General features: G+C 42.3%; 20 protein-coding genes and 2 pseudogenes. 6 read left to right on the plus strand and 16 right to left on the minus strand.

Features of this window, described 5'->3' with window-relative positions:
* Positions 1–38: 38 nt before the first annotated feature.
* The 4 genes from NG22_RS07930 to NG22_RS07950 all read right to left on the minus strand — a co-directional run bounded on the left by NG22_RS07930 (position 39) and on the right by NG22_RS07950 (position 7,216).
* Positions 39–1,397 (minus strand): DEAD/DEAH box helicase, encoded by a 1,359-nt coding sequence (locus NG22_RS07930; RefSeq protein WP_157600929.1) that lies wholly within the window; start codon positions 1,395–1,397, stop codon positions 39–41.
* 162 nt (positions 1,398–1,559) lie between these two features.
* Positions 1,560–1,919, minus strand: coding sequence for a phage holin family protein (locus NG22_RS07935; protein WP_053405256.1), 360 nt, complete (start codon positions 1,917–1,919; stop codon positions 1,560–1,562).
* Positions 1,920–2,347: 428 nt separating this feature from the next.
* Complete coding sequence (locus NG22_RS07945; protein WP_053405258.1) at positions 2,348–4,003, minus strand: pyruvate dehydrogenase complex dihydrolipoamide acetyltransferase; 1,656 nt, start codon at positions 4,001–4,003, stop codon at positions 2,348–2,350.
* Between the two features lie 288 nt (positions 4,004–4,291).
* Positions 4,292–7,216 carry a hypothetical protein gene (locus NG22_RS07950; RefSeq protein WP_053405259.1) on the minus strand — a complete coding sequence of 975 codons (2,925 nt, stop codon included), beginning with the start codon at positions 7,214–7,216 and terminating at the stop codon, positions 4,292–4,294.
* A gap of 150 nt (positions 7,217–7,366) precedes the next feature.
* Between NG22_RS07950 and NG22_RS07955 the strand changes: the two genes are divergently transcribed.
* From NG22_RS07955 to NG22_RS07965, 3 genes are all read left to right on the plus strand, one after another.
* A complete protein-coding gene (locus NG22_RS07955) occupies positions 7,367–8,113 on the plus strand; it encodes a hypothetical protein (protein ID WP_053405260.1) in 747 nt (248 codons plus the stop codon).
* 279 nt (positions 8,114–8,392) lie between these two features.
* The gene (gene typA, locus NG22_RS07960; protein ID WP_053405261.1) at positions 8,393–10,201 is read left to right on the plus strand and encodes a translational GTPase TypA; all 1,809 of its coding nucleotides are present in this window, start codon (positions 8,393–8,395) and stop codon (positions 10,199–10,201) included.
* 292 nt (positions 10,202–10,493) lie between these two features.
* A complete protein-coding gene (locus NG22_RS07965; RefSeq protein WP_053405262.1) occupies positions 10,494–11,459 on the plus strand; it encodes an OmpA family protein in 966 nt (321 codons plus the stop codon).
* On the opposite strand, the gene NG22_RS07970 is transcribed toward NG22_RS07965, so the two are convergent.
* The 3 genes from NG22_RS07970 to NG22_RS07980 form a co-directional block, all read right to left on the minus strand.
* On the minus strand, positions 11,456–12,514 hold the full coding sequence (locus NG22_RS07970) for a hypothetical protein (RefSeq protein ID WP_053405263.1): 1,059 nt from the start codon (positions 12,512–12,514) through the stop codon (positions 11,456–11,458). The two genes, NG22_RS07965 and NG22_RS07970, sit on opposite strands and share 4 nt — an antisense overlap.
* A gap of 38 nt (positions 12,515–12,552) precedes the next feature.
* A complete protein-coding gene (locus NG22_RS07975) occupies positions 12,553–13,191 on the minus strand; it encodes a hypothetical protein (protein ID WP_157600930.1) in 639 nt (212 codons plus the stop codon).
* A gap of 332 nt (positions 13,192–13,523) precedes the next feature.
* Entirely contained in the window at positions 13,524–13,943 is a 420-nt protein-coding gene (locus NG22_RS07980; protein WP_053405265.1) for a response regulator, read from the minus strand.
* A 225-nt stretch (positions 13,944–14,168) separates the two neighbouring features.
* Here NG22_RS07980 and NG22_RS07985 point away from each other — a divergent pair, with 225 nt between their 5' ends.
* Positions 14,169–14,813, plus strand: a complete 645-nt coding sequence (locus NG22_RS07985) for a transglutaminase family protein (protein WP_053405266.1) — start codon at positions 14,169–14,171, stop codon at positions 14,811–14,813.
* Here NG22_RS07985 and NG22_RS07990 read toward each other — a convergent pair.
* From NG22_RS07990 to NG22_RS08000, 3 genes are all read right to left on the minus strand, one after another.
* Positions 14,802–15,035: a heavy-metal-associated domain-containing protein gene (locus NG22_RS07990; protein ID WP_053405267.1), complete on the minus strand. Its 234-nt coding sequence runs from the start codon at positions 15,033–15,035 to the stop codon at positions 14,802–14,804. The genes NG22_RS07985 and NG22_RS07990 overlap by 12 nt on opposite strands.
* A gap of 34 nt (positions 15,036–15,069) precedes the next feature.
* Entirely contained in the window at positions 15,070–15,711 is a 642-nt protein-coding gene (locus NG22_RS07995) for a 7-carboxy-7-deazaguanine synthase QueE (RefSeq protein WP_053405268.1), read from the minus strand.
* 145 nt (positions 15,712–15,856) lie between these two features.
* Entirely contained in the window at positions 15,857–16,741 is an 885-nt protein-coding gene (locus tag NG22_RS08000; RefSeq protein WP_053406903.1) for a bifunctional 5,10-methylenetetrahydrofolate dehydrogenase/5,10-methenyltetrahydrofolate cyclohydrolase, read from the minus strand.
* A 255-nt stretch (positions 16,742–16,996) separates the two neighbouring features.
* Between NG22_RS08000 and NG22_RS08005 the strand changes: the two genes are divergently transcribed.
* Positions 16,997–18,520: a sodium:alanine symporter family protein gene (locus tag NG22_RS08005; protein WP_082305134.1), complete on the plus strand. Its 1,524-nt coding sequence runs from the start codon at positions 16,997–16,999 to the stop codon at positions 18,518–18,520.
* A 55-nt stretch (positions 18,521–18,575) separates the two neighbouring features.
* On the opposite strand, the gene NG22_RS08010 is transcribed toward NG22_RS08005, so the two are convergent.
* Together NG22_RS08010 and NG22_RS08015 are read right to left on the minus strand one after the other, a co-directional pair.
* Positions 18,576–19,037, minus strand: coding sequence for an RES family NAD+ phosphorylase (locus tag NG22_RS08010; RefSeq protein WP_053405269.1), 462 nt, complete (start codon positions 19,035–19,037; stop codon positions 18,576–18,578).
* Positions 19,037–19,510, minus strand: coding sequence for an antitoxin Xre/MbcA/ParS toxin-binding domain-containing protein (locus NG22_RS08015; RefSeq protein ID WP_053406905.1), 474 nt, complete (start codon positions 19,508–19,510; stop codon positions 19,037–19,039). The genes NG22_RS08010 and NG22_RS08015 overlap by 1 nt, the downstream gene beginning before the upstream one ends.
* Before the next feature lie 274 nt (positions 19,511–19,784).
* On the opposite strand from NG22_RS08015, the gene NG22_RS08020 reads away from it, so the two are divergent.
* On the plus strand, positions 19,785–21,164 hold the full coding sequence (locus NG22_RS08020) for a sulfatase (RefSeq protein WP_053405270.1): 1,380 nt from the start codon (positions 19,785–19,787) through the stop codon (positions 21,162–21,164).
* Positions 21,165–21,435: 271 nt separating this feature from the next.
* On the opposite strand, the pseudogene NG22_RS18310 reads toward NG22_RS08020, so the two are convergent.
* The 4 genes and pseudogenes from NG22_RS18310 to NG22_RS08040 all read right to left on the minus strand — a co-directional run.
* Positions 21,436–21,621, minus strand: a pseudogene (locus NG22_RS18310) (DUF6678 family protein); the annotation flags it as partial.
* Positions 21,622–22,035: 414 nt separating this feature from the next.
* Positions 22,036–23,612: pseudogene (locus NG22_RS08030) on the minus strand (NAD(P)/FAD-dependent oxidoreductase).
* 375 nt (positions 23,613–23,987) lie between these two features.
* Positions 23,988–24,725, minus strand: coding sequence for an RluA family pseudouridine synthase (locus NG22_RS08035; RefSeq protein ID WP_053406906.1), 738 nt, complete (start codon positions 24,723–24,725; stop codon positions 23,988–23,990).
* A gap of 84 nt (positions 24,726–24,809) precedes the next feature.
* The gene (locus NG22_RS08040; protein WP_253275658.1) at positions 24,810–25,919 is read right to left on the minus strand and encodes a YhcG family protein; all 1,110 of its coding nucleotides are present in this window, start codon (positions 25,917–25,919) and stop codon (positions 24,810–24,812) included.
* Positions 25,920–25,971 lie beyond the last annotated feature (52 nt).

Raw genomic sequence — 25,971 nt, forward strand, 5'->3', positions numbered from 1 at the left:
AAAACCGGAAAGCATTAACTCTCCGGTTTTTTTTAAAATTATTTATCCTTCCGAACCATGCGGTTGGTGTTTTCCTTAAAGCCTTTTCGTGCCGACCATTTCTGGCGCGGTTTCAGGTTAAATTCCTTACTGTTTTTCGCACTTTTTTCATGAGTGGAAGCGCCTTTCTCCTTCTGCTCGCGTTCCAATCTCGAACGACGGCGGTTGGAATTTTTCATGGTGTTACCATAATGCTGATCCGCCTTAGGTCGATCCGTCTCCTCGATGATCAGCAAGTTGTCCGGCAATGGAATTTCCTCCATTTTCTCCCCCAAAATTTCTTCAATAGACGCAAAGTGGGTCTTTTCAATATCCCCCACAAAAGTAATAGAAGCTCCTTCTGCCCCATTACGAGCAGTACGTCCTACCTTGTGTACATAATCAGTATAGGTGTACGGCGTATTGAAGTTCACCACATGAGAAACATCTTCCACGTCAATACCACGAGCCGCTACATCCGTCGCTACCAAAACGCGGGCTTCACCAGAACGGAACTCTTCTAAGGAACGTTGACGGTAAGTCTCATCTTTGTTGGAGTGAATCACGCGGACCTCACCCGGAATGGTGGCGCCTAACTTGGAAGTAATCGCATCAGCCTCTTTCTTCGAAGCTGCGAACACGATCACCTTGGTGAATTTCTCATAATCCCAAAGCATACCGGACAACAAGTTCAACTTCGTCGGCTTGTTAATCGGATACATTACATATTGCTGCAATTGCTCTACCGGACGCTGCTCCTCAGAAATCTCCACTTTCATGGGATTAAGGCATATCAGCTGAGACAATTCATCCGCTTCCTGATTAAAGGTTGCCGAGAAAAAGATGTTCTGACGCTCCTCCGGCAACATCTCCAAAATCTTTTCTACCTGGCGGTAAAATTCCTTTTCCAACATGGAATCGGCCTCATCCACCACCAAATATTTGATATCCTTCAGAATCAAAAAACGGGTAACCGCCAACTCCTGTACACGACCGGGCGTGGCAATCAAAATATCCGTACCGCGCTCCAATTCATCCATCATGCGCTGCTTTCCACTTCCCCCATAGATGGAAGTGATCCGAAGATTATTAAACCTACACAGCTGCTCCACTACCTCACGCACCTGAAATACCAAATCTTTGGTTGGCACCATGATCATCAAACGCGGATTTTCGCCCTGCGCATATTGCAATTTATTGATCATTGGAATCAGGTAAGCGGCCGTTTTACCGGAACCGGTAGGCGCAATTCCTACCAAATCTCTACCGGAAGAAATCTTCTTAATCGACTTCTCCTGAATGGGGCTCATCTCTTCCCATCCCAACTCACGAATACCTTTTGCAAGGTTTTTATTCAATTTAATATCTTCGAAATGCACAACGATTTTGTTTATTTCCTCTGGCCCCGACAGGCCGATGATTCAATTTAGCATGCAAAGGTACAAAAATCGGGCAGGAAATTCATCCCCTGCCCGATTAATGGTTTTTATTTGTTCCAAGCCGCTCAATAATGGAGTAAAAAGCCGCCAAAATATCCCTGACTATTGCTCTATGCCCAAAATAGATTCTAGAAAGGTGGTGGTCAGAGATAGCAGAATACTAAAAAAGAGGGCTGCCCAAAAACCGGCCACATGAAAGCCAGAAACGATGCTATCGGCGAATAAAATCACCACTGCATTTATGACAAATGTGAAAAGTCCGAGGGTTAAAATATTTACCGGCAAGGTAAATATAAGCATCAGCGGACGGATAAAGGCATTTAAAATGGAAAGCACGAAGGCGACTTTCAGACCGACGATGTATTTGTTTTGCCCTGGATCAATTTGTACCCAATCCAGCACCCAAACCACAAACAGTACTGCCAGCGTGGTTACCAGCAGATTAACGATGTATCTTTTCATAGTCCAATATTTTTAGAAAAATTAGAGGATCCTCATGAAAAAACAAAGGATTAAGGAAGAAAGGGATTTGAAATAATCCGGATTATTCATGCTTCTGTCCTCGTCTAGCTGTAAAGCGGAAAAAATGAAGGCATAGTTTCCTATTTCCAGTTTTTCCCAACGAAACAGATGAATGAGGAGAAAGCAAGCTTGCCCAAAATCGGACTATTATAAACCAAGGAAAATAAATTATAACAACCAGAAAATAAGATGCTTGCGATTAAGCGATAAATATAACGGCGAATAATTCGGGATAATTTTCCCAGGAATGATCGACGCAATTCAGGAGTGAACTTGGAGCCTAATTCCACTCCTACCAAACACAAGTGGCACAAAAAAAAGCCCATGAAAAATCACAGGCTTTCTTATGTTATATTTTTTGATGTTGATTAGATCAACATGCGTACTGGCTCTTCCAACAATTCCTTGAAAGTTTTTAGGAAAGCTGCTCCCAAAGCACCATCCACTACTCGGTGGTCACAGGCCAAAGTTACTTTCATTACATTTCCAGGAACCACTGCTCCATCTTTCACTACTGGCACCTGCTTGATACCCCCTACGGAAAGAATACAAGCAGAAGGAGGGTTCACAATAGAAGTGAAAGACTCAATACCGAACATTCCCAAGTTGGAAATGGTGAAAGTATTTCCTTCCATCTCTGCTGGCCCTAACTTGCGGTTTTTCGCTTTACCTGCCAATTCTTTGATCTCAGCACCGATGTGCGACAAAGATTTGTTATCAGTGAAACGAACCGTTGGTACTACCAATCCATCCTCGATCGCTACTGCTACACCAATGTGAATGTGGTGGTTGTATCGGATTTTATCTCCCAGCCATGCCGCATTCACTTTTGGATTCTGACGCAATGCCAAAGCAGTTGCTTTCACTACCATGTCGTTGAAGGAAATCTTCACTGGAGACACTTCATTCATCTGCTTACGCGCGGCGATAGCAGAATCCATGTCGATGTCCATGGTCAAATAATAGTGAGGTGCTTGTTGCTTGGACTCTGTCAAACGAGAAGCGATAATGTTTCTCATCTTGGAGTTCGCTACTTCCTCGAAGCTCTCCTCCCCTACTACCTGAGGCAACGCTACTGGTGCTGGTGCGGCATCATTGGAAGAAGTTGCTGCTGGCGCTGCCACTGGTGCAGGTGCTGCCGCAGGAACATAGTTTTCAATATCACGCTTAATGATACGTCCGTGATCTCCGGTACCTGCTACCTGACTCAGGTCAATGCCTTTATCAGCTGCCATTTTCTTCGCCAAAGGAGATGCTTTGATTCTGCCATTAGAGGAAGAAACAGCCGGTGCTGCTGCAGGAGTTGTCGCTGGAGCCGCCGCAGGCGCTGCTTTCTCTGCTGCTGGTGCTTCTACCGGTGCTGGCGCTGCTGCACCCGCCGATTCAGCTTCCAACAAAGCTTTCCAATCTGCATCAGACTCACCAATGATAGCAATAATACCGTCAATTGGCACTGCCCCACCTGCTTCTACAGCGATGTATAATAATTTCCCATCAGAATAAGATTCCAATTCCATGGTCGCCTTATCGGTCTCTACCTCTGCAAGGATATCGCCGGTCTCTACAGCATCTCCTACATTTTTCACCCAAGAGGCGATTACCCCTTCGGTCATGGTATCAGACATTTTAGGCATGCGGATAACCTCTGCTGCAATTTTAGAAGTATCCACGGAAGCAGCGGCTGGAGCGGCCTCTGCTGCTGGAGCCGGAGCGGCTTCTTCTACAGCTGCTGGTGCTGAAGCACCACCACTCTGGATGTCTGCCAACAAGCTGTCAATATTCTCTCCGTCTTCTCCAATAATAGCGATTACACCGTCGATAGGTACACTCGCTTTTTCTTCAACCCCGATATATAGCAATGTGCCCTCTTCGTAGGACTCCAATTCCATCGTGGCTTTATCGGTCTCCACTTCTGCAAGGATATCGCCTGATTCAACTTTATCTCCTACTTTTTTCAGCCAAGATGCGATAGTACCTTCGGTCATGGTATCGCTCATCTTAGGCATGCGGATCACTTCTGCCATAGTTCTATGATTGTGTTGTTTGGATATTAAAATTAGGTTTCGATTGTTTGTGGTTCCCAGCAAAAATGGATTGGGAGACCGCTGCAATATTAAAGAAATAATTCTTTAGCTGAAACAGAAAATGGGACTTGTTTCAAGTAAAAACATTAATAATATCAGTTTTTTAGATGCATGCAGCTCATTTTCACCTGAAAGAAAACAAAAAAGCCGTAAAAAATTATTTTCTATCTCGCAATAGAAGGAATTGATTATGATTTACATCAAGTTGATTTCATTCCATCACACGCATTAGAAAGCTAATAAAAAACTAAAGGTCGTATCCCCGTCTACTTCCTGCGCCAAACGAAATCCTGCCGAAAGTAAGGGCAGGGTTCGAATACCATTGAAATCAAACATCATTTCTAAACCATAAGTCAGCTGTTGATTATCCACCCCATTATCCAGTCTAAAATCCACCAGCTCCCCTCCGCTGTTAAAGACAGGAACAAACACCCCTTTATAATAACCGATATCTGAAAACAAATTCAGGCGAACGCGTTGAATGTTTACCAACGGCCCTATATGAATATCCGGATACCATAACGGAAAACCATAATCAAAAGAAGCCAGGGCGTAGTTTTCTGCTGTAGGATAGCCCGCCCCTCTAGCCCATCCAATGGTGGAACTATAAGAATAAGTGGTCAAATCTTTTAAATACTGATACTGATAAGCGCCCCGCACCCTAAGGGAATGATGTCGCCAAATGCCTGGCAAATACAACCTGGCATTTGCCCCGACAATCTCTCCTTCATAATCCCCCGAAACGGAAGTCTTCCATTGCATATAGGCCGTAGCTCCCCATCGGGAATAAATATCTCGCTTCGATTGCTTAAATAAGTAACTCCATGAAACCAGAGAGTTCAGGGTATTCAGATATCCATTCCCCTGTTCAAAAGGCTGGACGGAATTATCAACAGTGGGAGAATCATAATCAGTAATGTAGGTATGATCCATCCCCACTCTCGCATTTACAAAATGAAAAAATCGATTGCGGGTAAAATTCAAAGGTATACCTGCGCTATAGGAAACATTAGCCTCCGTCCATTTCACGGGCAAGCTCACCAATTCATCTCCGGAGCGGAATGTTTCGTTGACGGATCGGTTTCCGTAATCCGCAGACAAATTCAGCACCGGATACCAAGCCTGCCAGCTGATCCCGGCAGTAGCCTTACCGGTCATCTCCGTCAGGTTATATTTATACCCTCCCGTAAATGCAAAATTAGAAAGGTCAGAAGTGGAAGTTAGCCCTATTAAAAATTCATCCATATCAGTATTAGCATCCACGGTAACTCCCCAAAGATAAGGATGGAACAAATGCGCGCCTTTATGGTAGTTTTTGGAATGATGTTCCTCCTTTTGTATGTGATCCAACAGGGCTTCCTTATTCTCCTGTTGTACCAAGGGTGCATAATAATGAATACCATTATCTTTCACCTCTTCCATCTTTTTCCAATGATCCGGATTTCCATGAGGAGCCAGTGCGATATTCATCCCATTCTTCCCAAAATCATTATAGATTAAATTCCCTGACTTTGAATCGAAAAGACCGTTAAAAGCCCCATATCGGGAAGACGTTAGCTGGAAACGTTCCCCTGTAGAGCGCTCCAAAGCATAAATATTGTCGATCCCCGAAATGGGCGAGTTATACAAAACAAATTCACGAGAAGGCCTGGGTAAACCAAAATTCTCCAGCGTGGGACCAATCAGGATTTCTCTTTTTCCGGTTTTTAAATCTAACTGTACCATTTCCTTGCCTGCTTCAAGGGTCGTCACATAGACCAACGCTTTACCATCCACTGTCCATCGTGGTGTAAGTACATTCCACTCTCCCGCTCGTGAAAAATATTGCAATTCAGCCCCCGTAAAAGCATTTAGAATGGCAATACCGTAAGTCCCATTTTCATTACTTTTCACGACGGCTATACGCTCTGCATCAGGCGAAAAACTAGGCGCCATATAACGACTTCTCCTGACTACCTTATGCACTTTTTTTTCATCCAGGTCCATCCACTTCACCACAGAGTACACCCGCATCGGCCACCGTGGATCAGATTCAAACTCCGCCCACACCACCTTATTTTGTTCCACCGAAATAAAACCGGGGTTATTAAAACGCCCTAAGGTTTTAATCAGCGATTGACTACCATCCGGTTTAACGCGCACCAATTCATCGATATGGCTTAATCCACTTTTCACAACTATAATATCTCCATTGGGCAGCAATTCCGGTGCGGAATAATTGGTATAGGTTTTATTAGGTCGATCCACGACCAGTTGAAAGCCTGAAATATCCAGAGAAGCGATCTGCTGCTCCCACTGCTGTTTCAAATCATCAAGCATTTCCCCATAAGTAAAGCGGACATAACTCCCCGAGTATTTTTTTATAGAAGAAGAAAAAGTAAATGGAATAAAGGGTCGATTAAAAGTACGGTTAATAATACTCCCCCATACTTTCACATCATCCGTTTTCCTGCGCACATAAGTCACCATATGATAGCCGGTCACGTAATGATTCGGCACGAAATCTTTAAAGGAAGTCCCAATTTGCTTTTCATAGTTAAAACCACCGCGCTCCAACAAATTCATCCGGAATACCATATCAAATTGCGGATATCTTCCTCTTCCCCCTCGGGTGAGTGAGGTTTCCGCTGCTACGGCATCTCCCTCCCAAAACCAGGAATGCGCCATGACCCCGGCGGCTCCCCGGGCGGCCAAAGTCCCAAACAATGCCTCAATCACACTACCGGTTCCCGTGCGGGCAAGCTCATTCTGCACCACATGCCGATACTCATGTACCGCCAGTAAATCCATCCAGTCAATAGTGCCTAAAAAATTATAATCCTGAGTAGAATTAGTGAAAAATTCCGTCCTCCTTGGCCCCATAGAAACAAAACCATTCGAAATCATGGTTTGGTTTTGAAGAATCAAAGGCAATTTCTTAGGGGTAATCCCCAAGCCAAAAGAAACGGCTTCCTGCACATGATCCATCGTATTGGACATTCTTATCGCTAAAGAATCTGCTCCTTCAGGGTAAATCACCTTTACACTTTTTACATTAATGGACTTCCATTTTAGTGATGCAGGTCCAGTGTCCAGTGTTCCTTGACCGAAAAGGTAATCGGATGATAAACAGAAAATAGCGAAAATGACCAAAAAACGCATGTAGGTATTCAAATCGTGATGGGTTTGGGTTATTAATTCAAGGTAAAAATAATACTATGTATAGTATAAGATAAACAAGGTAAATCTGTTCCTCAATGGTTTTAACGTTTTATGTGAGAGAAATTCAATAATTTTTCTTTTTTTTGAAATAGAAATAATCCTATGAAATACATCAACCTAACTTTTATCTGTCTGATCAGCCTGTTTTATGGTGGCTGTAAAGAGGAGGTAGACCTTCGGGAGCTCCCCTACTATCAGGCCGATTATCGTGTTCAAATCATTAACAACTGGAATTCTGACGCATTTCCGGCCGATACCGTGGACCAACCGCATTTTTCAGAATGGGTACTTATGACTAACAATGGGGATCAAAGAGCCAAATTCTTTGAGCGATTCGATAATTATGCTTCTCCTCATTTAGATACACTCATCAACCCGGACTATTTGAGTACTTCATCACTCATCAGGCAGGCCGAAAGCTTTGTTGAAACCGGCATGGCCAACCGAAACTGGACCAGTCCAATGGCTAATGCCCCGGATACCTCGCAAGTTTTCGAAGTGAATTTCAACCTGCACTACCCCTTCCTGGATGGTATTGCCAGAATCAATCCATCCCCCGACTGGTATGTTTCCTTCGACCGTGTAAAGCCACTGAGCAATGAGATCTGGGAAAAAAACCAGCTCTATTCCGCTCATTTTTTTGATGCCGGCTTATATGCTGACACCATTGGGTTTAATTTCCCCAGTCAGGAAATGCGCCACTATATCGCCAATAAAATTTCTTCCCTCACTGTTCCGCCCTTTGATTATCACTATCAGGAAAGTAATGGGCAATACCCGTACAGACAAACGGTCCTTATCCGATTGGAACTTATTGAAGGAAGTGTAAGAAATGGATTAGACGATTAAATCACTACGCCAAGCGAAAAACAGAATCCCCAAAAGCAATTAGCCCTTTGTTTTTTTGGGGATTTTTCATTTTTCAGAGAAGAAATTAAAATAAACACAAGTATTTTGATTTTACTCTGCAAAAAAAGGTAGTTCCCTCATTAAATTTGCTATTTTTGCACGTCAATTGAAAATGGGATTGTTTTTCCTTAATAAATGCTTGTCAAAATAGTCCATTCTGCAAGTATATAGAAACAATTCCTACCCAATGAAGGCAATTAAATTTCTCTATAAAATATTATGCAAAGCATCAGAAACGTTGCAATTATTGCACACGTCGACCACGGGAAAACGACCCTGGTAGACAAAATTATCCACGCCTCGAAGTTGTTCCGTGAAAATCAGGAATTCGATGACTTGATTTTGGATAACAACGATTTGGAGCGTGAGCGTGGAATTACCATCACCGCAAAAAACGTTTCCGTAAACTACAAAGGAGTTAAGATCAATATTATCGATACTCCTGGTCACGCCGATTTCGGTGGTGAGGTAGAGCGGGTTCTTAAAATGGCCGACGGTGTACTATTGTTGGTAGATGCCTTTGAAGGGGCTATGCCACAAACACGTTTCGTATTGAGCAAAGCTTTAGGGCTTGGTTTGAAGCCTATCGTAGTGGTAAACAAGGTCGATAAAGAAAACTGCCGTCCTGATGAAGTTCACGAGCAGGTATTCGACTTGATGTTCAACTTGGAAGCTACAGAAGAACAGTTGGATTTCGTAACCCTTTATGGTTCTTCGAAAAATGGCTGGATGTCTACCGATTGGCAAAAGCCAACCGATAGTATCACACCTTTATTGGATGAAATTTTGGAAACCATTCCGGAAGCTCCACAACCAGAAGGTAACCTTCAGTTTCAGGTAACTAACCTGGATTATTCTTCTTTCGTTGGTCGTATTGCGATTGGTCGTGTATACCAGGGCGAAATCAAAGAAGGTCAGTGGGTAGCGGTTACTAAAGCTGATGGCTCCATCACTAAGTCTAAAGTGAAAGAACTTCAAATTTTTGAAGGTCTTGGTAAAAGAAAGGTAGAAAGAGTAGGTGCTGGTGATATTTGTGCCGTGGTAGGTATTGATGGTTTTGAAATTGGTGATACTTTCACCTCTGTAGAAAACCCTGAGCCAATGCCTCGTATCGCTATTGATGAGCCTACCATGAGTATGCTTTTCGCTATTAACAACTCTCCATTCTTCGGTAAGGAAGGTAAGTTTGTCACTTCTCGTCACTTGAGGGATCGTCTTTTCAAAGAAACGGAAAAGAACCTGGCACTTCGCGTGAAAGAAACCGATACAGAGGATAAATTCTTAGTATTTGGTCGTGGTATTCTTCACTTGGCGGTATTGATTGAAACCATGCGTCGTGAAGGCTACGAGCTTCAGGTAGGACAGCCACAGGTGATCTTTAAAGAGATCGATGGTGAAAAGCATGAGCCTATCGAGTTGTTGGTGGTAGATGTACCGGACGAAACTTCAGGTAAAGTAATTGAATTGGCGACGCAGCGTAAAGGTGAGTTAAAGATTATGGAACCTAAAGGTGACTTGCAACATTTGGAATTCGAAATCCCATCTCGTGGTTTGATTGGATTGCGTAACAATATGTTGACCGCTACTCAGGGTGAGGCCATCATGACGCACCGCTTCCTGAAATACGCTCCTTTCAAAGGAGGTATTCCAGAGCGCTTGAACGGCTCCATCATCTCTATGGAAAACGGACCTTCCACCGCTTACTCTTTGGATAAACTTCAGGACCGTGGAATTTTCTTCGTTGACCCAGGGGTAGATTTGTATGCAGGTCAGGTGATTGGTGAGCATTCTCGTTCTAACGACTTGGCAGTTAACGTACAAAAGGGCAAGAAATTAAGCAACGTGCGTGCATCAGGATCTGATGACGCGGCCAAAATCGCTCCTGCTCGTAAGTTCTCTTTAGAAGAATCTTTAGAGTACATCCAAAAAGACGAATACGTAGAGGTTACGCCATTGAGCATCCGTATGCGTAAAATCATTTTAGATGAAAACGAACGTAAGCGTGCTTCTTCGAAAGCAAACGGCTAGGAGCGGTTTTAAAAGCTAAAATTCGCAACCGGATGGTATGCTTTTAAACATACGCTACGCTTATAAGCAATATTGAATTTAAAAAAGCAGCTCAAAAGGGCTGCTTTTTTATTTTGACGTAAATTGGGATCAATATTTTAAAGAAAATCCTACTTCTTTTATTTCAAAATTGCTTATTCTTGTTTGTGTATTGAGTTTCAATACCGATGAAGTACCTCTAATTCCAACTATTTTAAAAGTTAAACATTTAAGTGCTTCATACCCAATTATTTCCTTTCAATCAACCAATAGTATGGGAACTATTTTTACAACGAAACGTGGGCTGACTTTTGCCTTGGCCCTTTTTGCCTTGTCCGGCTGTGTCAGTCAGAAAAAATATGATGAGATCCTGGCCCGAAGAGATATACTTGCGGAAGAAAATGCCTCTGCCAATGAAGCTCTGGAACTTGTCCAGGATGAAAATGACCGTTTAAAAGATCGTTTAAACAAAAATGATCAACTCATTGAAAGCCTCAATGATCAGGCAGCCAAAGAAAGACTAGAGGCTGAAAAACTACAGGCTAAATACAAAAATGTAGACTTCCTCTACAATGATATGGTGCGCAATTCCGGTCGATTAAACCAATCGGTAGCTGATCAACAAAGACGATTAAGCGAAATGACCGCTGACCTGGAAGTTTCCCGCAGGAACAATGAGGCGCTGGAACAAGATTTACAAATCCGGGAAGCACGGGTAAAGGAATTGGAAAAGGTGGTGAAGCAAAGAGAAGAAGCGGTAAACTCTTTGAAGCAAAAATTAGATAATGCCTTAACTGATTTTGAAGTAAACGACTTACAGGTTGAAACCAGACAAGGAAAAATATACGTTTCTGTAGCGGATAAATTGTTATTTGGCTCCGGATCCGTAGAAGTGGATGAATTAGGCATTAAAGCACTTCAAAAATTAGCGGTGGTCGTTAAGTCCCAAGAAGATTTTGAAGTATCCGTGGAGGGCCACACCGATAATGTTCCGGTATCCCGATTTTCAAAATACATGAATGATAACTGGGATCTATCAGTTGCACGAGCTACTTCTATCGTCCGCATTCTATTAGAAGCTGGCGTTAGCCCCGGAAGCATACAGGCAGTTGGAAAAGGAGAGCATTATCCGGTTACCGAAAACAACACCAAAGAAGGCCGTAGCCTTAACCGAAGAATTGAAATTATTTTGATTCCTAAGGTAACCGAAGATTATATCTCCAATATTTTAGAGGGCTAAACCGGAATAAAGCATAAAAAAAGGCGTCGAAGATTCGACGCCTTTTTTATTACACTAATTTTTATTACACTACAGTGTGGAATTCCGGACAATTTGATATTCCGTCCCGAAACTTCATTCACATAATCGCCTGATGAATTATAATACACGATATCATTTACGTCAAAATGCAAATACTCATTATTGGCCGTTCCATTATCAAAATATACAACAAACGCATAGGATCCGCTTACAGATTTACTTACAATAGGTTTTTGATCAACGATAACATTAACATTTAGCTCTCCATTTAGAAAGTCTATTTCTCGAATAGTAACGAGCCCTGCATCTAAGTCAACAATATAACACAATTCGGTTAAAACTTCATGAGTTAATTCCTGCCCCTCAATAGTATAAGTTTTATTGGTAGATTTAAGGGTGAAATATTCAAAATAACCTGAAGAAGCATTCAAAATTCCATTTTTCGAATCTGAATAATTATAATAATCAAAATCAAAACTATCTAGGATATAAAAATCGACATCATAGTAATCAATATCAAGTAACATCGAATCCCCTTCAAAAAAATAGGCCGCTTTATAATGTTTGTCATGATTCACTCTAACCCCATAAGAATCCCGGTAATTAAATTCTTGATCCCAATCAAAATTATAATCGAACCAAGCATAAGACTGATCATATGAATTAATCCTGATATCAGTAAAATAGATATCCTTTTGGTCATCTTCCACATCCATATTCGTGAAATCAGAAATCCAGTTCGGATCATTATAAGAATCCTCTAAAAACCCTCCTAGCTTGGAAAAAACGGATGCCTCATAGCCCATTTCGCTTAACCCGTCAAAAAACGTTGCTCTCCCCTGATTAAACGTACGCATCCAAGCCTGAGGAACATATTCATCTGAGGTAATATCATACACCTCATACATAAAATCGGACTCATCATAATATTGATACTCCCGCTCAGTAAAATCATAATAATCAGTCATTTTACGCTGTGCGAAATCCATGATTTGATTATAATCACTCATGCTAACCGTACCAGTATAGGCCATAAAATTATGGACATAGCGCCTTAGTGCTATTAACGAGGCTACCTCTTCATCCCCCAATCCTTATCCTCTCCAAGATACTTCCATATACTTGGATGATAATTAGCATCCAATTGCAAAACATAATTATCAACATATTGCTGCAAATCACTATCATACCACGAATTAGAGTACATATTAATAATATTATATATATCAAATTCGGGATATGCCCCTCCCCAATCATTCACAGACTTCAGGAAATAGTAGATTTCATACTTTTCATAAAAAGCATCAATAATTTGCTCAGGAGAACTTGAAGACATAAAATTAAAATCCTCATTCAGGGCGCCATTAAGAGAAATTAAACCATCCTCTACCTGTTCTATCAAGGGACTCATTTGATCTGTAGGCATATCAGCAGTAAGCATTGACTTTACAGAATCTAATTGAAATTGCAAATCTTCAATCTCCATATTGTAGGTGGAGAACTCAGCTGATGTTAGGAGAAGTTCTTTATATAAATCCTCAACTTCCTGTTCGACATTATCCAACGCCAACTCTTTTCGGTTAACATCGGCTAAGACCATTTCTTGAGACAGCAGATCCTGATCCAATTGATCAACTTCCTTCTCTAAATCATTGGTACACGCTACTGAACCTAGCAGCAATAAAATGATAAACGAATAACTCTTTTTCATAATAGATTAATGTTTGTAAGAGATTTAGTATGCTTATCAAATAAAATTGCCGGTCGAAAGTTCATCCAGTGGACGAAAAAAAATTACCACTATTACTTTTCGACCAAAACAAGATGTTAGAAAATAGTCCTATTTAAAAATAAACAGCGTTTAAAAACTAAAAAAAATATTGTAGCGGTGCCTTATTAAACCTCAATCGGTGTTTTGGAAATAGGTATTGCGTATATTGACAGGTTATTTCACGCAAGAGATTTATTCCTTTTATAAATTTTGACACAAAAAAAAAGTCACCGTTTTCACCATGACTTTCTCCATTAGTTTGTGTAAACACCCTACTCAAACATACCAACGGCCTGCTGTTGGATCTCCTCCAACATTTCGGCTTTTAAGGGTTTAGCGTGGTATTGCTGAATCATTGGATGATTTCTTGCCTGCTCCATGTCTTCTGAAAAAATAGAAGAAGAAAACATCACAATAAAGATTTTTTGTGCAATTTCTTGATCAATTTCCTTTAATCGACTTAAAAACTGCCAACCATTGACTTTCGGCATCTGTAGATCCAAAAAAAGCACCTGAGGTAATTCTTGCCACAATCCCTTCTTAACAATATTATTGAGGTGTCCTAAAGCCTTTTCCGGCAACGAAAAAGTCAATACTTCTTTTGCATAATTTGATCGATCCAATGTACGTTCACAAATATAATTGCTCACCACATCGTCGTCGACGATCATAATCCGCTCAAAAATTGCCATAGTTAAAAGTAATGTTATGCTATAATTTTCTTTTTGTTTTAAACAATATAATAAGCCTGAATCAGTTTTACATCATTACGAATAGGCTTCTGGTCGAATAATTTCCATTTTCATGAATACACGAAAACAAAAAGTATTATCTACACAAAAACTATGATAATCAGGAGGAAAAACCTATTTTATAATAAGGGTTTCTCCCGGCAATCATACAAGAACCAAATACTCATGAAACTGAACCAGCCTCATCAATTTTTTGATATAGAAAATCCAGACCTTATTAATTTCACCAATAATGTGGTAGGCAACGAAACAAATCCTCAGGAAAAGGCCAAATTGCTTTATTATGCCGTGCGGGATCAATTTCTTTACAACCCCTTTTTGATTTATTTTTCAGATCAGGAAAATAAGGCAAGTCATTTATTAAAAGTAGGTTCAGGCCACTGTATTGCCAAGGCTTCCTTCCTATGTTGTTGTCTAAGAATTGCTGATATACCAGCCAAATTGGGAATGGCTAAAGTGCGCAACCACATGGGGACGGCAAAATTAGAAGAAATCCTGCAAAGCGATGTTCTGGTACCCCATGGCTACACCGAGGTATTTTTAAATGGAAAATGGATAAAATGTACGCCGGCATTCAATAAACAATTATGCCAAAAACTGGGAACACACCCCCTGGACTGGGATGGCGAAACGGACTCCATTTTCCATGAGTATGACCGGGAAGGCGGGAAATTTATGGAGTACCTGGAGGATTACGGAACCTTCGACGACTTTCCAGTGGAAATGGCCAAGGCTCTCATGCAAAAGGAATACCCCCACCTGTTCGACCATAATGGGAAATTCCTTTTACATGAACTATTAACCAAATAGTTTAGAAAGCAAATTCTTCTTTAGGGGACTGATTTGAAATCCGGCCGTTCTGACGATTTCCATCACCTCCTCCTGAGATTTATTGGTCTCTACAGACAATATCTTGTCCTGATGGCTGGTATCTACCGACCACTCCTCTTTTGAAAAATGAGCATTCATGGCAGGACTTACTTTATCAATACATCCTCCACAATTAATATTGGTTTTGAACTGGTGTTTCATATCTATAACAGGTTTTGGTTTTACCGACCCACAATCAAGGAATATCCATATATTTATGCGTTTGCAGGCTCACCTGCCATTCCGGATGCTCCTTAACATATTCAATGATTTGAGGCAGCAGTTCTGCAGATTTCCCCCATTCCACCTGCAGTAATAATTTACAGTCAGGCTTTACCATGGCGGCATATTCCTCCGCCCATTTGAAATCACTTTTATGAAAAATAACCACCTTCAGCTCATCAGCAGCTTCACACACTTCCACTAAGGGCTTTTTGAATTTTTTGGGGGATAAGGTAATCCAATCCCATTGGCCACTCAATGGATGAGCGCCGGAGGTTTCAATATTGGTCTGAAAACCCGCTGCCTGCAGCTTGTCTGTCAGCAAATCACAATTATACATCAAGGGTTCCCCTCCGGTCACCACTGCCAGACGCCCCTGATGCTGAGCGGCATTGTCCACAATTTGCTTTACCGTTTGGACCGGGTGCAATGCTGCATCCCAGCTTTCTTTCACATCACACCATACACATCCCACATCACAGCCTGCCAGGCGGATAAAATAAGCCGCATGCCCTGCATACTTCCCCTCTCCCTGTAAAGTGTAGAAGGCTTCCATAATCGGTAATTCTTCCCCAGCTGCTATCGCTGTGGTATAAACTGCTTGTCCTTTATTCATAAATTTCGGCTATTCCGTATTGCACTGATCTTCCTCAGTGTTAATGGACGAACTCCATCTTTCCCGCAAAATTAAATAAATTTCCGGCTGGAAAAAAACAAAGGCCCGACACATGCCGGACCTTTATTAAAGAATATCTTTTCTGTTATTGGAAAATCACCTTTTTGGCCGACTGCAAAGTATTGTACAATAAGGATGCAATCGTCATTGGCCCTACACCGCCCGGAACCGGAGTAATGAAACTCGATTTCGGTGCTACTTCTTCATAAGCAACATCCCCTACCAAACGGAAACCGGACTTTTTAGAAGCATCCTCCACACGGGTAATCCCCACATCAATCACTACCGCATCCTCTTTCACCATATCCCCTTTCAGGAATTCAGGAATACCCAAAGCCGCCACCACAATATCGGCCTGCAAAGTCATTTCCTTCAAATTCTTCGTCCGGCTATGGCAAATAGTGACCGTACAATCTCCCGGCGTCCCTTTCTGAGATAGCAAAATACTCATAGGACGTCCTACAATATCCGAACGACCAATCACTACGCAGTGCTTACCGGCCGTTTCCACCTTATACTGCTCCAATAATTTCATAATCCCAAAAGGAGTAGCGGCAATATAAGCAGGTTGTCCCAAAGTCATCCGCCCAACGTTGATCGGGTGAAAACCATCCACATCTTTCTCAGGTCTGATTTTATCCGTCACCTTCGTCACATTGATATGCCCGGGCAATGGTAATTGAACAATCAAGCCATCAATATCATCGTTTGCATTAATGGCTTCCACCTCGGCCAATAAAGCTTCCTCTGAAATATCGGCAGGAAATCTTTTCAGTGTGGAAGCAAATCCCACTTTTTCACAGGCTTTGACCTTATGATTTACATAAGTCTGAGAGGCGCCATCATCACCTACTAAAATAGCAGCCAGATGAGGTTTTTTTCCACCCGAAGCAGTCCATGATTTAACTTCTTCCCCTATTTGTTCTTGTAATGCTATGGAAGTGGCCTTTCCATCTAATATTGTTGGCATGTTCAACAGGTTTGGTTATTGTAGATTTAGTATTGCAAAAAAAACCATTTTTAGTGAAAGGAAAGAGAATTTTGGCACGAAATATGAAAATTTGTTCGCTTCATCCCCTTCATTACCAAATCATAAACCGAAGAATATCTTACCCATTAACAAAAGTTCAAAATAAAGAGGCTTTCTTTGGTTTTAACAAAGGTTGAAAACTACCTTTGGCAAAATTTTGCAAAAATAAATTATAAATACATCGAGTTTTCACCAATGAGTGATCTTTTACAATTATTACCCTTCTTTCAAAAACTACTTCAACGCCCCATTAACCTTCAGTCCTCTGCCTTGAGTATAGATGAACGCATCAATCAAGCTTTGGAACCTTTCATTAGTGCATTAGAAAAAATAATATTCTTTACCGTTTCCATCACGGAAGATGTTTCCCTTCCTATTGTAGTGATTTGGTTATTTGCAGCAGCACTAATCTTTACCGTATACTTTAAAGGGTTAAACTTCCGTGGTTTCAAACATGCTTTTGATGTGATTCGGGGAAAATATGACGAACCCGATTCTAAAGGGGAAGTCAGCCATTTTCAGGCTTTAACTGCAGCCCTTTCAGGCACGGTGGGCATCGGAAATATTGCCGGAGTAGCTTTGGCAATTTCTATTGGTGGTCCGGGCGCTACCTTCTGGATGATAATGGCCGGTATTTTTGGAATGGCCACCAAATTTGTAGAGTGTACATTAGCGGTTAAATACAGAATTGTTCACGCTTCAGGAGAAGTATCCGGTGGTCCGATGTATTATCTGTGGCAGGGACTTACCGCGCAGGGAAAAGGCAGGTTGGGTAAAGGCCTGGCCTTAGCATATGCGATCCCCGCTGTGGGCTGTTCTTTTGGAGGAGGCTGCATGATACAGATTAATCAGGCTACAAAACAATTGATTAATGTCACCGGTGGAGAACAAAGTATCCTTTACGGACAAGGCTGGATCTTTGGATTAATTATCGCCCTTATTACGGGTTCTATTATCATAGGAGGCATAAAATCCATTGCAAAGGTAACCTCCAAAATCGTCCCAATGATGGTGGTCATTTATATGACGGCAGCCTTTTTTGTGATCGGTGCACATTGGACAGATATTCCGGCCGCATTAATGCAAATCATTTCGCAGGGATTCAATCCGGAAGCGGTGGCCGGTGGATTCATTGGGGTATTGGTAATAGGCGTTCAAAGAGCGGCCTTTTCCAATGAGGCGGGAATCGGACAGGCTGCTACTGCTCACGCACCTGCTAAAACAGAACATCCGGTGTCTGAAGGCTATGTCGGCATGATAGAACCATTCGTTGATACGGTATTGGTTTGTACCATGACTGCTTTGGTGATTATTCTTACCAATTCGTTTGATCCATCCGCTACCGAAGGCGTTGAATTAACCTCACGTGCTTTCGGTTCCGTAATCTCCTGGTTCCCGATTGTGCTCTCTGTAGCTGTAATATTATTCGCACTTTCCACCATGATTTCCTGCTCCTACTACGGACTGAAGGCATGGACCTATATTTTCGGAGAAAATAAAGTAGCCGATTTATCCTATAAATTGATCTTCTGCATTTTTGTAGTCATCGGTTCCTCTTTAAGCCTGACTTCAGTATTCAGATTCGGAGACGCCATGGCCTTCGCCATGTGTGCGCCTAATATTATAGGATTATATTTGTTAGCTCCGGTGGTAAAAAGAGACCTGAAGGAGTACAAAAGCTGGATCAAAACGTATAAACCGACAGCTTCTCAGAAATAAGGAGAATAAATAAAGCATAAAAAAAGCGACATTTCAATTTGAGGTGTCGCTTTCTTTATATCCGTAGTAATCGTCGGTCAAATGGAAAAGGATAGGTATTCACGATTTTGACTTCAGAAAGTTGAGCATGAAAGGGGTTGATCACATAGTTGAAATCCCCGAAAACCACCACACTGGGCACCTTCAATAGCAAAAACGCATTTTCTCTGACAAACAAATCTCCGATTTTCTGAGTGGCAGGAATATGAGGCAGAGCGTTCCAGCCTTTGGGAAGGTCTTCCATATTAAGCTCCAATGTGGATGAATTTTCCGGCACCCCAATTTCTACCATATAATAATCCTGAGGTAAAATTCCCAGCGGCAAATGAACCGCCACCTCCGCATTCGCCAGCGCTCTGGAAGAAGCAGTATAAATCACCTCCGTTCCTTTGGAATTCCATCGGTTTCCAAACTTAGCAGCCCCTTTGCCTGATAATTCATCCTTATAGGGAAACCGGCTCAACCTGAATAACTGCATCAAACAAAAATCCCGTGCTCAATTCTGTTCAATTCCGCCATCACCAAATCTTTCCCGTAAGAGCTATCCAACAACTGAATCGGTGCCTCTCCTCCCAAAGCAAGACAGGGCAACTGCAACCATTGTAAAAAATGAGCCTCTTCATCAAAAAGCGCATTACCGGCGGTAAACACCTCTGCCAACTCAAAAATCCGCTCACTTTGTAAGGAATTGAAGATATGATCTTCATCCTTCAAGTACCGCTGAAAAGTACGAATATTAACCCCTAACAAATTGGCCCATTGCTTATCGGACAAAGGGCTATTACCTCTTATTTCCTCAAACAAAGGAAAGGAAACCCCATGCCGGACCGCCTTGGCCACCTGCAACTTATCCTCCATAAAGGTTCCGTAAGTAACCTCTGAATCAGACACCATGGGTTGTGGAAGCTCTTCCACCACATATTCCTTTAATTTTTTATCATTGGATTCCATAAAAAACCACCCATTTACAATTATACTTTTTAAAACGACAAACATACCCATTTCGTTTCACTCTTCCCCAAAATTAGCCCGTCATCCAGTCCAAAAAACCAGTTAATATTCGATATTAATTTCCCAAAATGGGACAAAATTAATTTAACAATAATAACGATCTTCAAATTTCCTTAAGTCTTAATTCCACAATTTATAAAGCAGAAAAAGCGTCAATGTGGTTTTTTAGCAAAGGAAATAAACTAACCCTCAATAAAGATAATTTCAAATTAGGATGATGAAGAAATTCGCCTTAGTGGCCACTGCTTTTGCCCTATCTCTGAGCATAGCAGAAGCCCACAACAAAAAGAAAAATACCCCTAATATTATCATGATCGTTGCTGACGACTTAGGTTATGCAGACGTTGGCTTTCATGGAAGCAGTGAAATCCCAACCCCGAATCTGGACAAACTGGCAGCAAGTGGGGTAATTTTTGAAAATGGCTATGTTACCGCTTCCGTATGCGGACCAACAAGAGCGGCCTTGGTTACTGGCAGATACCAACAGCGTTTCGGGTGTGAAAACAATCCGGCTCCCTATAAATTAGATGAAGAAGTAATAGTCGGAATGCCACTCAGCCAAACCAATGTAGCCGAAACCTTAAAAGCCGAAGGATATGCAACCGCCTGCTTTGGAAAATGGCATTTAGGAGGCGAAAGAGGCAATGAGGCGCTGATGCCCCGCCAAAGAGGCTTCGATGAATACTTTGGATTTTTAGAAGGGGCAGCCCGCTACCTGGATCATCAGAATGAAGAAAAGAAATACATGCGCAACGAGCAGGAACTGGAAATGGAGCCCCGCTACTTTACGGATGCTTTAGGCGACGAAACGGTGGATTTCATCGAGAGAAATAAAGAAAATCCGTTCTTCATCTACCTTCCTTTTAATGCCGTTCATGCCCCACTGGAAGCTACAGAAGAATACCTTGCCCACTTCCAGCATATTGAAAATGAAAACCGTCGTAAGCTTTGCGCCATGCAATTTGGAATGGATGCCAATGTCGGGAAAATCATGAATAAACTGGAAGAACTCCAACTCAGAGAAAATACGCTGGTAATCTTCTTAAGTGATAATGGCGGGAAACCAAAAAACAATTTCTCCTACAATACGCCAATGCGTGGACAAAAAGGACAGTATTATGAGGGTGGTATTCATATTCCATTCGTTATGAGCTGGCCGGGACAAATTCCTTCCGGTGAAAAATATGCGCACCCAATTTCCGGCGTTGATATGACCCCAACCATTTTAGCTACGGCCAACATTCCGGAAAAAGCTGAAGCTAATTTCGATGGCGTCAACCTGCTCCCTTTTGTAAAAGGCGAGAAGGCACAAGCTCCTCATGAATACTTATACTGGAAATTAGGCGCTAATCGCGCTATTCGAAATGATCAGTGGAAGTTGGTACAACATGGAAAAAAGACCGAGTTATTCCATATCGCCAATGATCCCTACGAAACCACTGATCTTTATGAGCAGCAGCCTGAGATTGTCAAAATGCTGGAAGAGGCATATGCAGCTTGGGACAAAGACAATATGCCGGCCCAATATGGCTGGGACAAAAAACAATTTCCAGTATTGGAAAAACGAAGCCGACGCATTGGTTTAGAGCTATAAATCAAAAAAGCTACCCTAACCCGGATTATTCATGCTTAAATCCTCGTTTAGCTGTAAGGCGGAAAAAATGAAGGAATAGTTTCCTATTTCGAGTTTTTTCCAACGAAACAGATGAATGAGGAGAAAGCAAGCTTGCCCAAATTTGGGCTATTACAAACTAAAGAAAATTAATTATAATGAACTAAAAATAAGCCACTTGAACTTAGTTAATTAATTTAGCGGTGAATAATTCGGGCTAAGTTAATCATGGCTGAGGCTAGCTTTTTTTCGATCATTGGTTATATCCATTAACTTTGAAAACACCTTGATTTAACTCAGAAGGAATAGTATTACCCTTCAATGCATTTTCTATAAAAAGGGAAAAATCTTCCTTTATCGGGTCCAAAAGTGGCCCCACATGGGTGACCTTTATTGGATTAATTTCAATCCATTCCATCAACTCAAACCCATCCTGTTTTACCTCATCCCACTAAACTAAAGAGTCCATTATTTTCTGAACCAAGGACCAGACTGTCGAATATTTCGGACTGAAAGCTGGTTTCTTCCTGACAAATGGCTCTGATGTGATCAGAACAGGGGGTGTTATTCTCACATTAAGGGATTTTCGACAGCCCACTCAAGGACATCTTTGATATTGACTGAAGGCTTGAAATCCTGACTGGCATTATTAGCGTCCACTAACTGTTTCCATTCCGTATGGTTCATCCATCAACTGAGTTGGGGTTTAAAAACATATTCCAGCCATATACTATTTCCCATTCCCATCAAATTGACTTCAAAAATTACCCCGGTACAAGCAATTTCTACCCTAAAGCAAAAAAGCCACCCCAACCGGAGCAGCTTTTTACTATTGCTTATTTCATCTGTGAAATTACTTCCTGATATATAAATCAAAAATACGTTCAGCACATCGCTCGCCATCAATAGCCGCAGAAGCAATACCTCCGGCATAACCAGCACCTTCCCCACATGGGAAAAGCCCCTTAATTTCCGGATGCTCCAGACTTTCCTTATCTCTCGGAATTCTCACGGGAGAAGAAGTCCTGGATTCCACCCCCAATATCTGTGCATCATTGGTCAGGTAACCTTTCATCTTCTTTCCAAAAGATTTAAATCCAAATTTCAATCGATGCGCCACGGCTTCCGGCAACACATTCCGCATATCCACAGAACTCACCCCGGCTGATAAGAAGTCTCCAAAAGCGAATTCGACACCTTGCCATTCACAAAGTCCATCATCCGCTGTGCCGGAGCCACCTGCGTTTCACCTCCCGCACGGAAAGCCGCCTGCTCTATTCTACGCTGATACTCCATCGCCGCCAACTGTCCGAATTCCGGAATCAAATGCCCGTAATCGTCCTCATCGACCGCCACTACCATTCCGGAGTTCGCATATTTGGAATCCCTTCTGGAAGGCGACATCCCGTTGACCACAATCTCTCCCGGAGCCGTAGCCGCCGGCACAATAAAGCCTCCTGGACACATACAGAAAGAAAATACCCCTTTCTTCAGGCCCTTAAAAGCTTCCTGTGAAACCAATGAATAAGCGGCCGCAGGTAAAATCCCACGATCAGGCCCACAACTATACTGAATATTATCAATCAACGGTTGCGCATGCTCAATCCTTACACCCAGGGCAAAAGGCTTGTTCTCAATCAGAATGCGCTTACGATTCAGCAGTTCAAAAATATCTCTGGCCGAATGTCCGGTTGCCAGCAAAACAGCCTCTCCTTCGATATACTGCCCGCTTTGCAACACCACACCCTGCACCTTACCGCTGCGAATCTTGATATCCTCTACCCGGCTATCAAACAGAATTTCTCCACCCGAATCTTTAATCGACTGGCGAATCTCTGCAATCAGCTTCGGTAGTTTATTCGTTCCAATATGCGGATGTGCATCCACCAACAACTCCTCACGACCACCATGCGCTACCAAAATCTCCAATATTCTGCGGAAATCTCCACGCTTTTTAGAACGCGTGTACAATTTACCATCAGAATACGTTCCAGCACCGCCTTCTCCAAAACAATAATTGGAATCCGGATTCACCGTATGCTCTTTATTGATCGCCGCCAAATCCCGACGACGCGCCTGCACATCCTTGCCGCGCTCCACCACTATCGGCTTCACGCCCAACTCCAGCAAACGCAAAGCCGCGAACAATCCCGCAGGACCAGCGCCCACAATCACTACACGCTTCGCATTCGAAACGTTCAAATAATCCCGCTGATAACTGATCGTGTTCGAAGGCTGCTCATCCACAAAAACCTCCACGCCCACATTCACGCGCACCTTTTTCTTGCGCGCATCAATCGAACGGCGCGTCATGCGTACATGCACCTGATCACGATCCGTCAACCCCTCACGCTTGCGCACATAGGCATCAAATGCCTGCTCATCAAACGCTACCTCAGGGGCTACATTTAAATTAAATTCCTTCTTCATACCGGAAGACACCTCCCAATGCCCATTCCCGAATTGATCAAAATGTTTTTAGCGCATGTTTAAAACTTAAAATCCGAAACGAAAATTTGGAGTATTGTAGAAGTGATGAAGTATTATTTTGAGAGAATAGCAACGCTATTGTTGAAAAATAATTCAAAATCAATTCAATAATCCGAATCTGTAGTAGAATGGTAAGTTTTTAAACACGCTCGTAATTTGGGGCTTCCCACCTGACGGCGGTCGGGCTTGCGGCAGTCGCTCTTTTGGGCGGGCAGTCCTGAAAAAATCAAATAACCTGCCCGCCCAAAAGGAGCTCCAACAATCGGCTAACGCCTCTGCCGCTATCCCTAAGCCAAAACCGCAAACCGGAAAGTCCTAGCCGTGGTAGCGCTCCATATGCTTGTCCTTCAGCTTGCGATTTTCCAGCTGCAACCACTGCTCCCAGAAATCATTCGCAGGAACACCAGCTCTCAAAAACATCTTCTCCTTCGTTACCGGATGGGTAAAGTTCAAATACAAGGCATGTAAATTAATCGACTTATCCGGATTAGGCTTGTGGAAACCATAACGCAAATCCCCACGAATCGGGCAACCCATATGGGACAACTGCACCCGAATCTGATGCGGACGCCCCGTCAACGGATTCACCTCTAATAGGAAATGCTCATTCATTTTACCCAAAGACTTATAAGTCAGCTCCGAACGCTGCGCGCCTTCCACTTCCTTATCATAAGCTGTCGTTACATTCCGCTTTCCATCTTTCTTCAGGTAGTTCACCAACTTATCTTCCCATTTCGGCGGACGTTTCTTCACCACCGCCCAATAAGTTTTATATACTTTCTTATCACGGAAAGCTTTAGTCATTCTTTCCAATGCCTTGGAAGTTCGGGCTAAAATCACCAATCCCGACACCGGACGATCCAAACGGTGCACCGCATGTAAAAATACCGCCCCCGGCTTATTATATTTTTCCTTAATATACTCTTTGGCATAATCCAATAGGGTCTTATCGCCTGTTGCGTCACCCTGAACCAAAACGCCCGCGTCCTTGTCCACCACCAATAAGTGATTGTCTTCAAAAACGACGCGGAATGGATATTTATTCTTATTCATACCTGTTGTATTTATTTTTGGGAGGCATTTATCCTCCAATTGTTCTTTCAATTACAGAAACCATTCCAAAGAACAGTTCTTTGGCTATCCGTCGAGCAAAGCCTTAAATTGTTCCTTACTTGGGATAACCGTTTTATATCTGCTGGCAAAAATCTGGTCATTATCTTCCGGCAGACTGATTTTCACCAGGGTTTCATTCTTTTCTTTGCAGAGAATAATTCCCACTGTTTTATGCTCATGCGCTAAACGAACGTGCCGGTCGTAGAAATTTACATACATCTGCATTTGACCTAAATCCTGATGGCTCAATTCGCCTATCTTCAGGTCAATCAACACAAAGCTTTGCAGGATCCGATTGAAAAATACCAGATCAACCCAAAAGTGTTTATCATCAAAAGAAATGCGTTCCTGTCGGCCCACGAAGGTAAAACCCTGTCCCAACTCCAAAAGAAAGTGCTCCAATTTCTCAATGATGGCAGATTCCAGATCCAACTCGGAATAACGCTCCTTTTCCGGCAAGCCTACAAACTCCAGCACATAAGGATCCTTTAACAAATCATGCACCGTCTGTATCTCCTGTCCTACTTCCGAAAGCTTCCGAACGCCCTCCTTATCACGACTCAGCGCCAGGCGTTCATAGAGAGAAGTATCATATTGTCGCTTAAATTCCCGGAGGCTCCAGTTATTTCGCAAGCACTCTATCTCGTAAAACCGTCGCTCCTTTTCATCTGAAATCCGCATCAACCGCAAATAATGCGACCAACTCAGCGGAAACGGATTGGACAAAGGGTCATTTTTAGTACTTTTCAGAGTATCTGCCAATTCAGCAGACACTGTCTGCTGTTTCTCCTGATGCTCTAACTCCCCAAGTTCCTTGAATTCAGCAGACACTGTCTGCTGTTTTTCAAAAGCCAGAAAAAAAGTCCGCATCTGCCGAAGGTTGGTTGCTGAAAAACCTTTCCCAAACTCGCTGGTAAGCCTTTTTGACAAATCGGCCAACAATTCCTTCCCATAAGCTGCCCTTTCCTCTCCCTGCTGTTCTTCCTCCACAATCATCCGACCAATCTCAAAATAAGTATTGGTCATCGTCTCATTGACCGACCGGGCAATATGATTTCTGGCCTGATTCAGCAAGGCAGCAACCTTTTCAAAAAATTGCATATTAGAAAGAGAAGACATTTCGTTCATGATCATATTTTAAGGTAAAATCATAACAGAATCCACTCAAAATATAAACAAAAACCCA

This window comes from Persicobacter sp. CCB-QB2, assembly GCF_001274635.1.
Taxonomy (GTDB): domain Bacteria; phylum Bacteroidota; class Bacteroidia; order Cytophagales; family Cyclobacteriaceae; genus Persicobacter; species Persicobacter diffluens.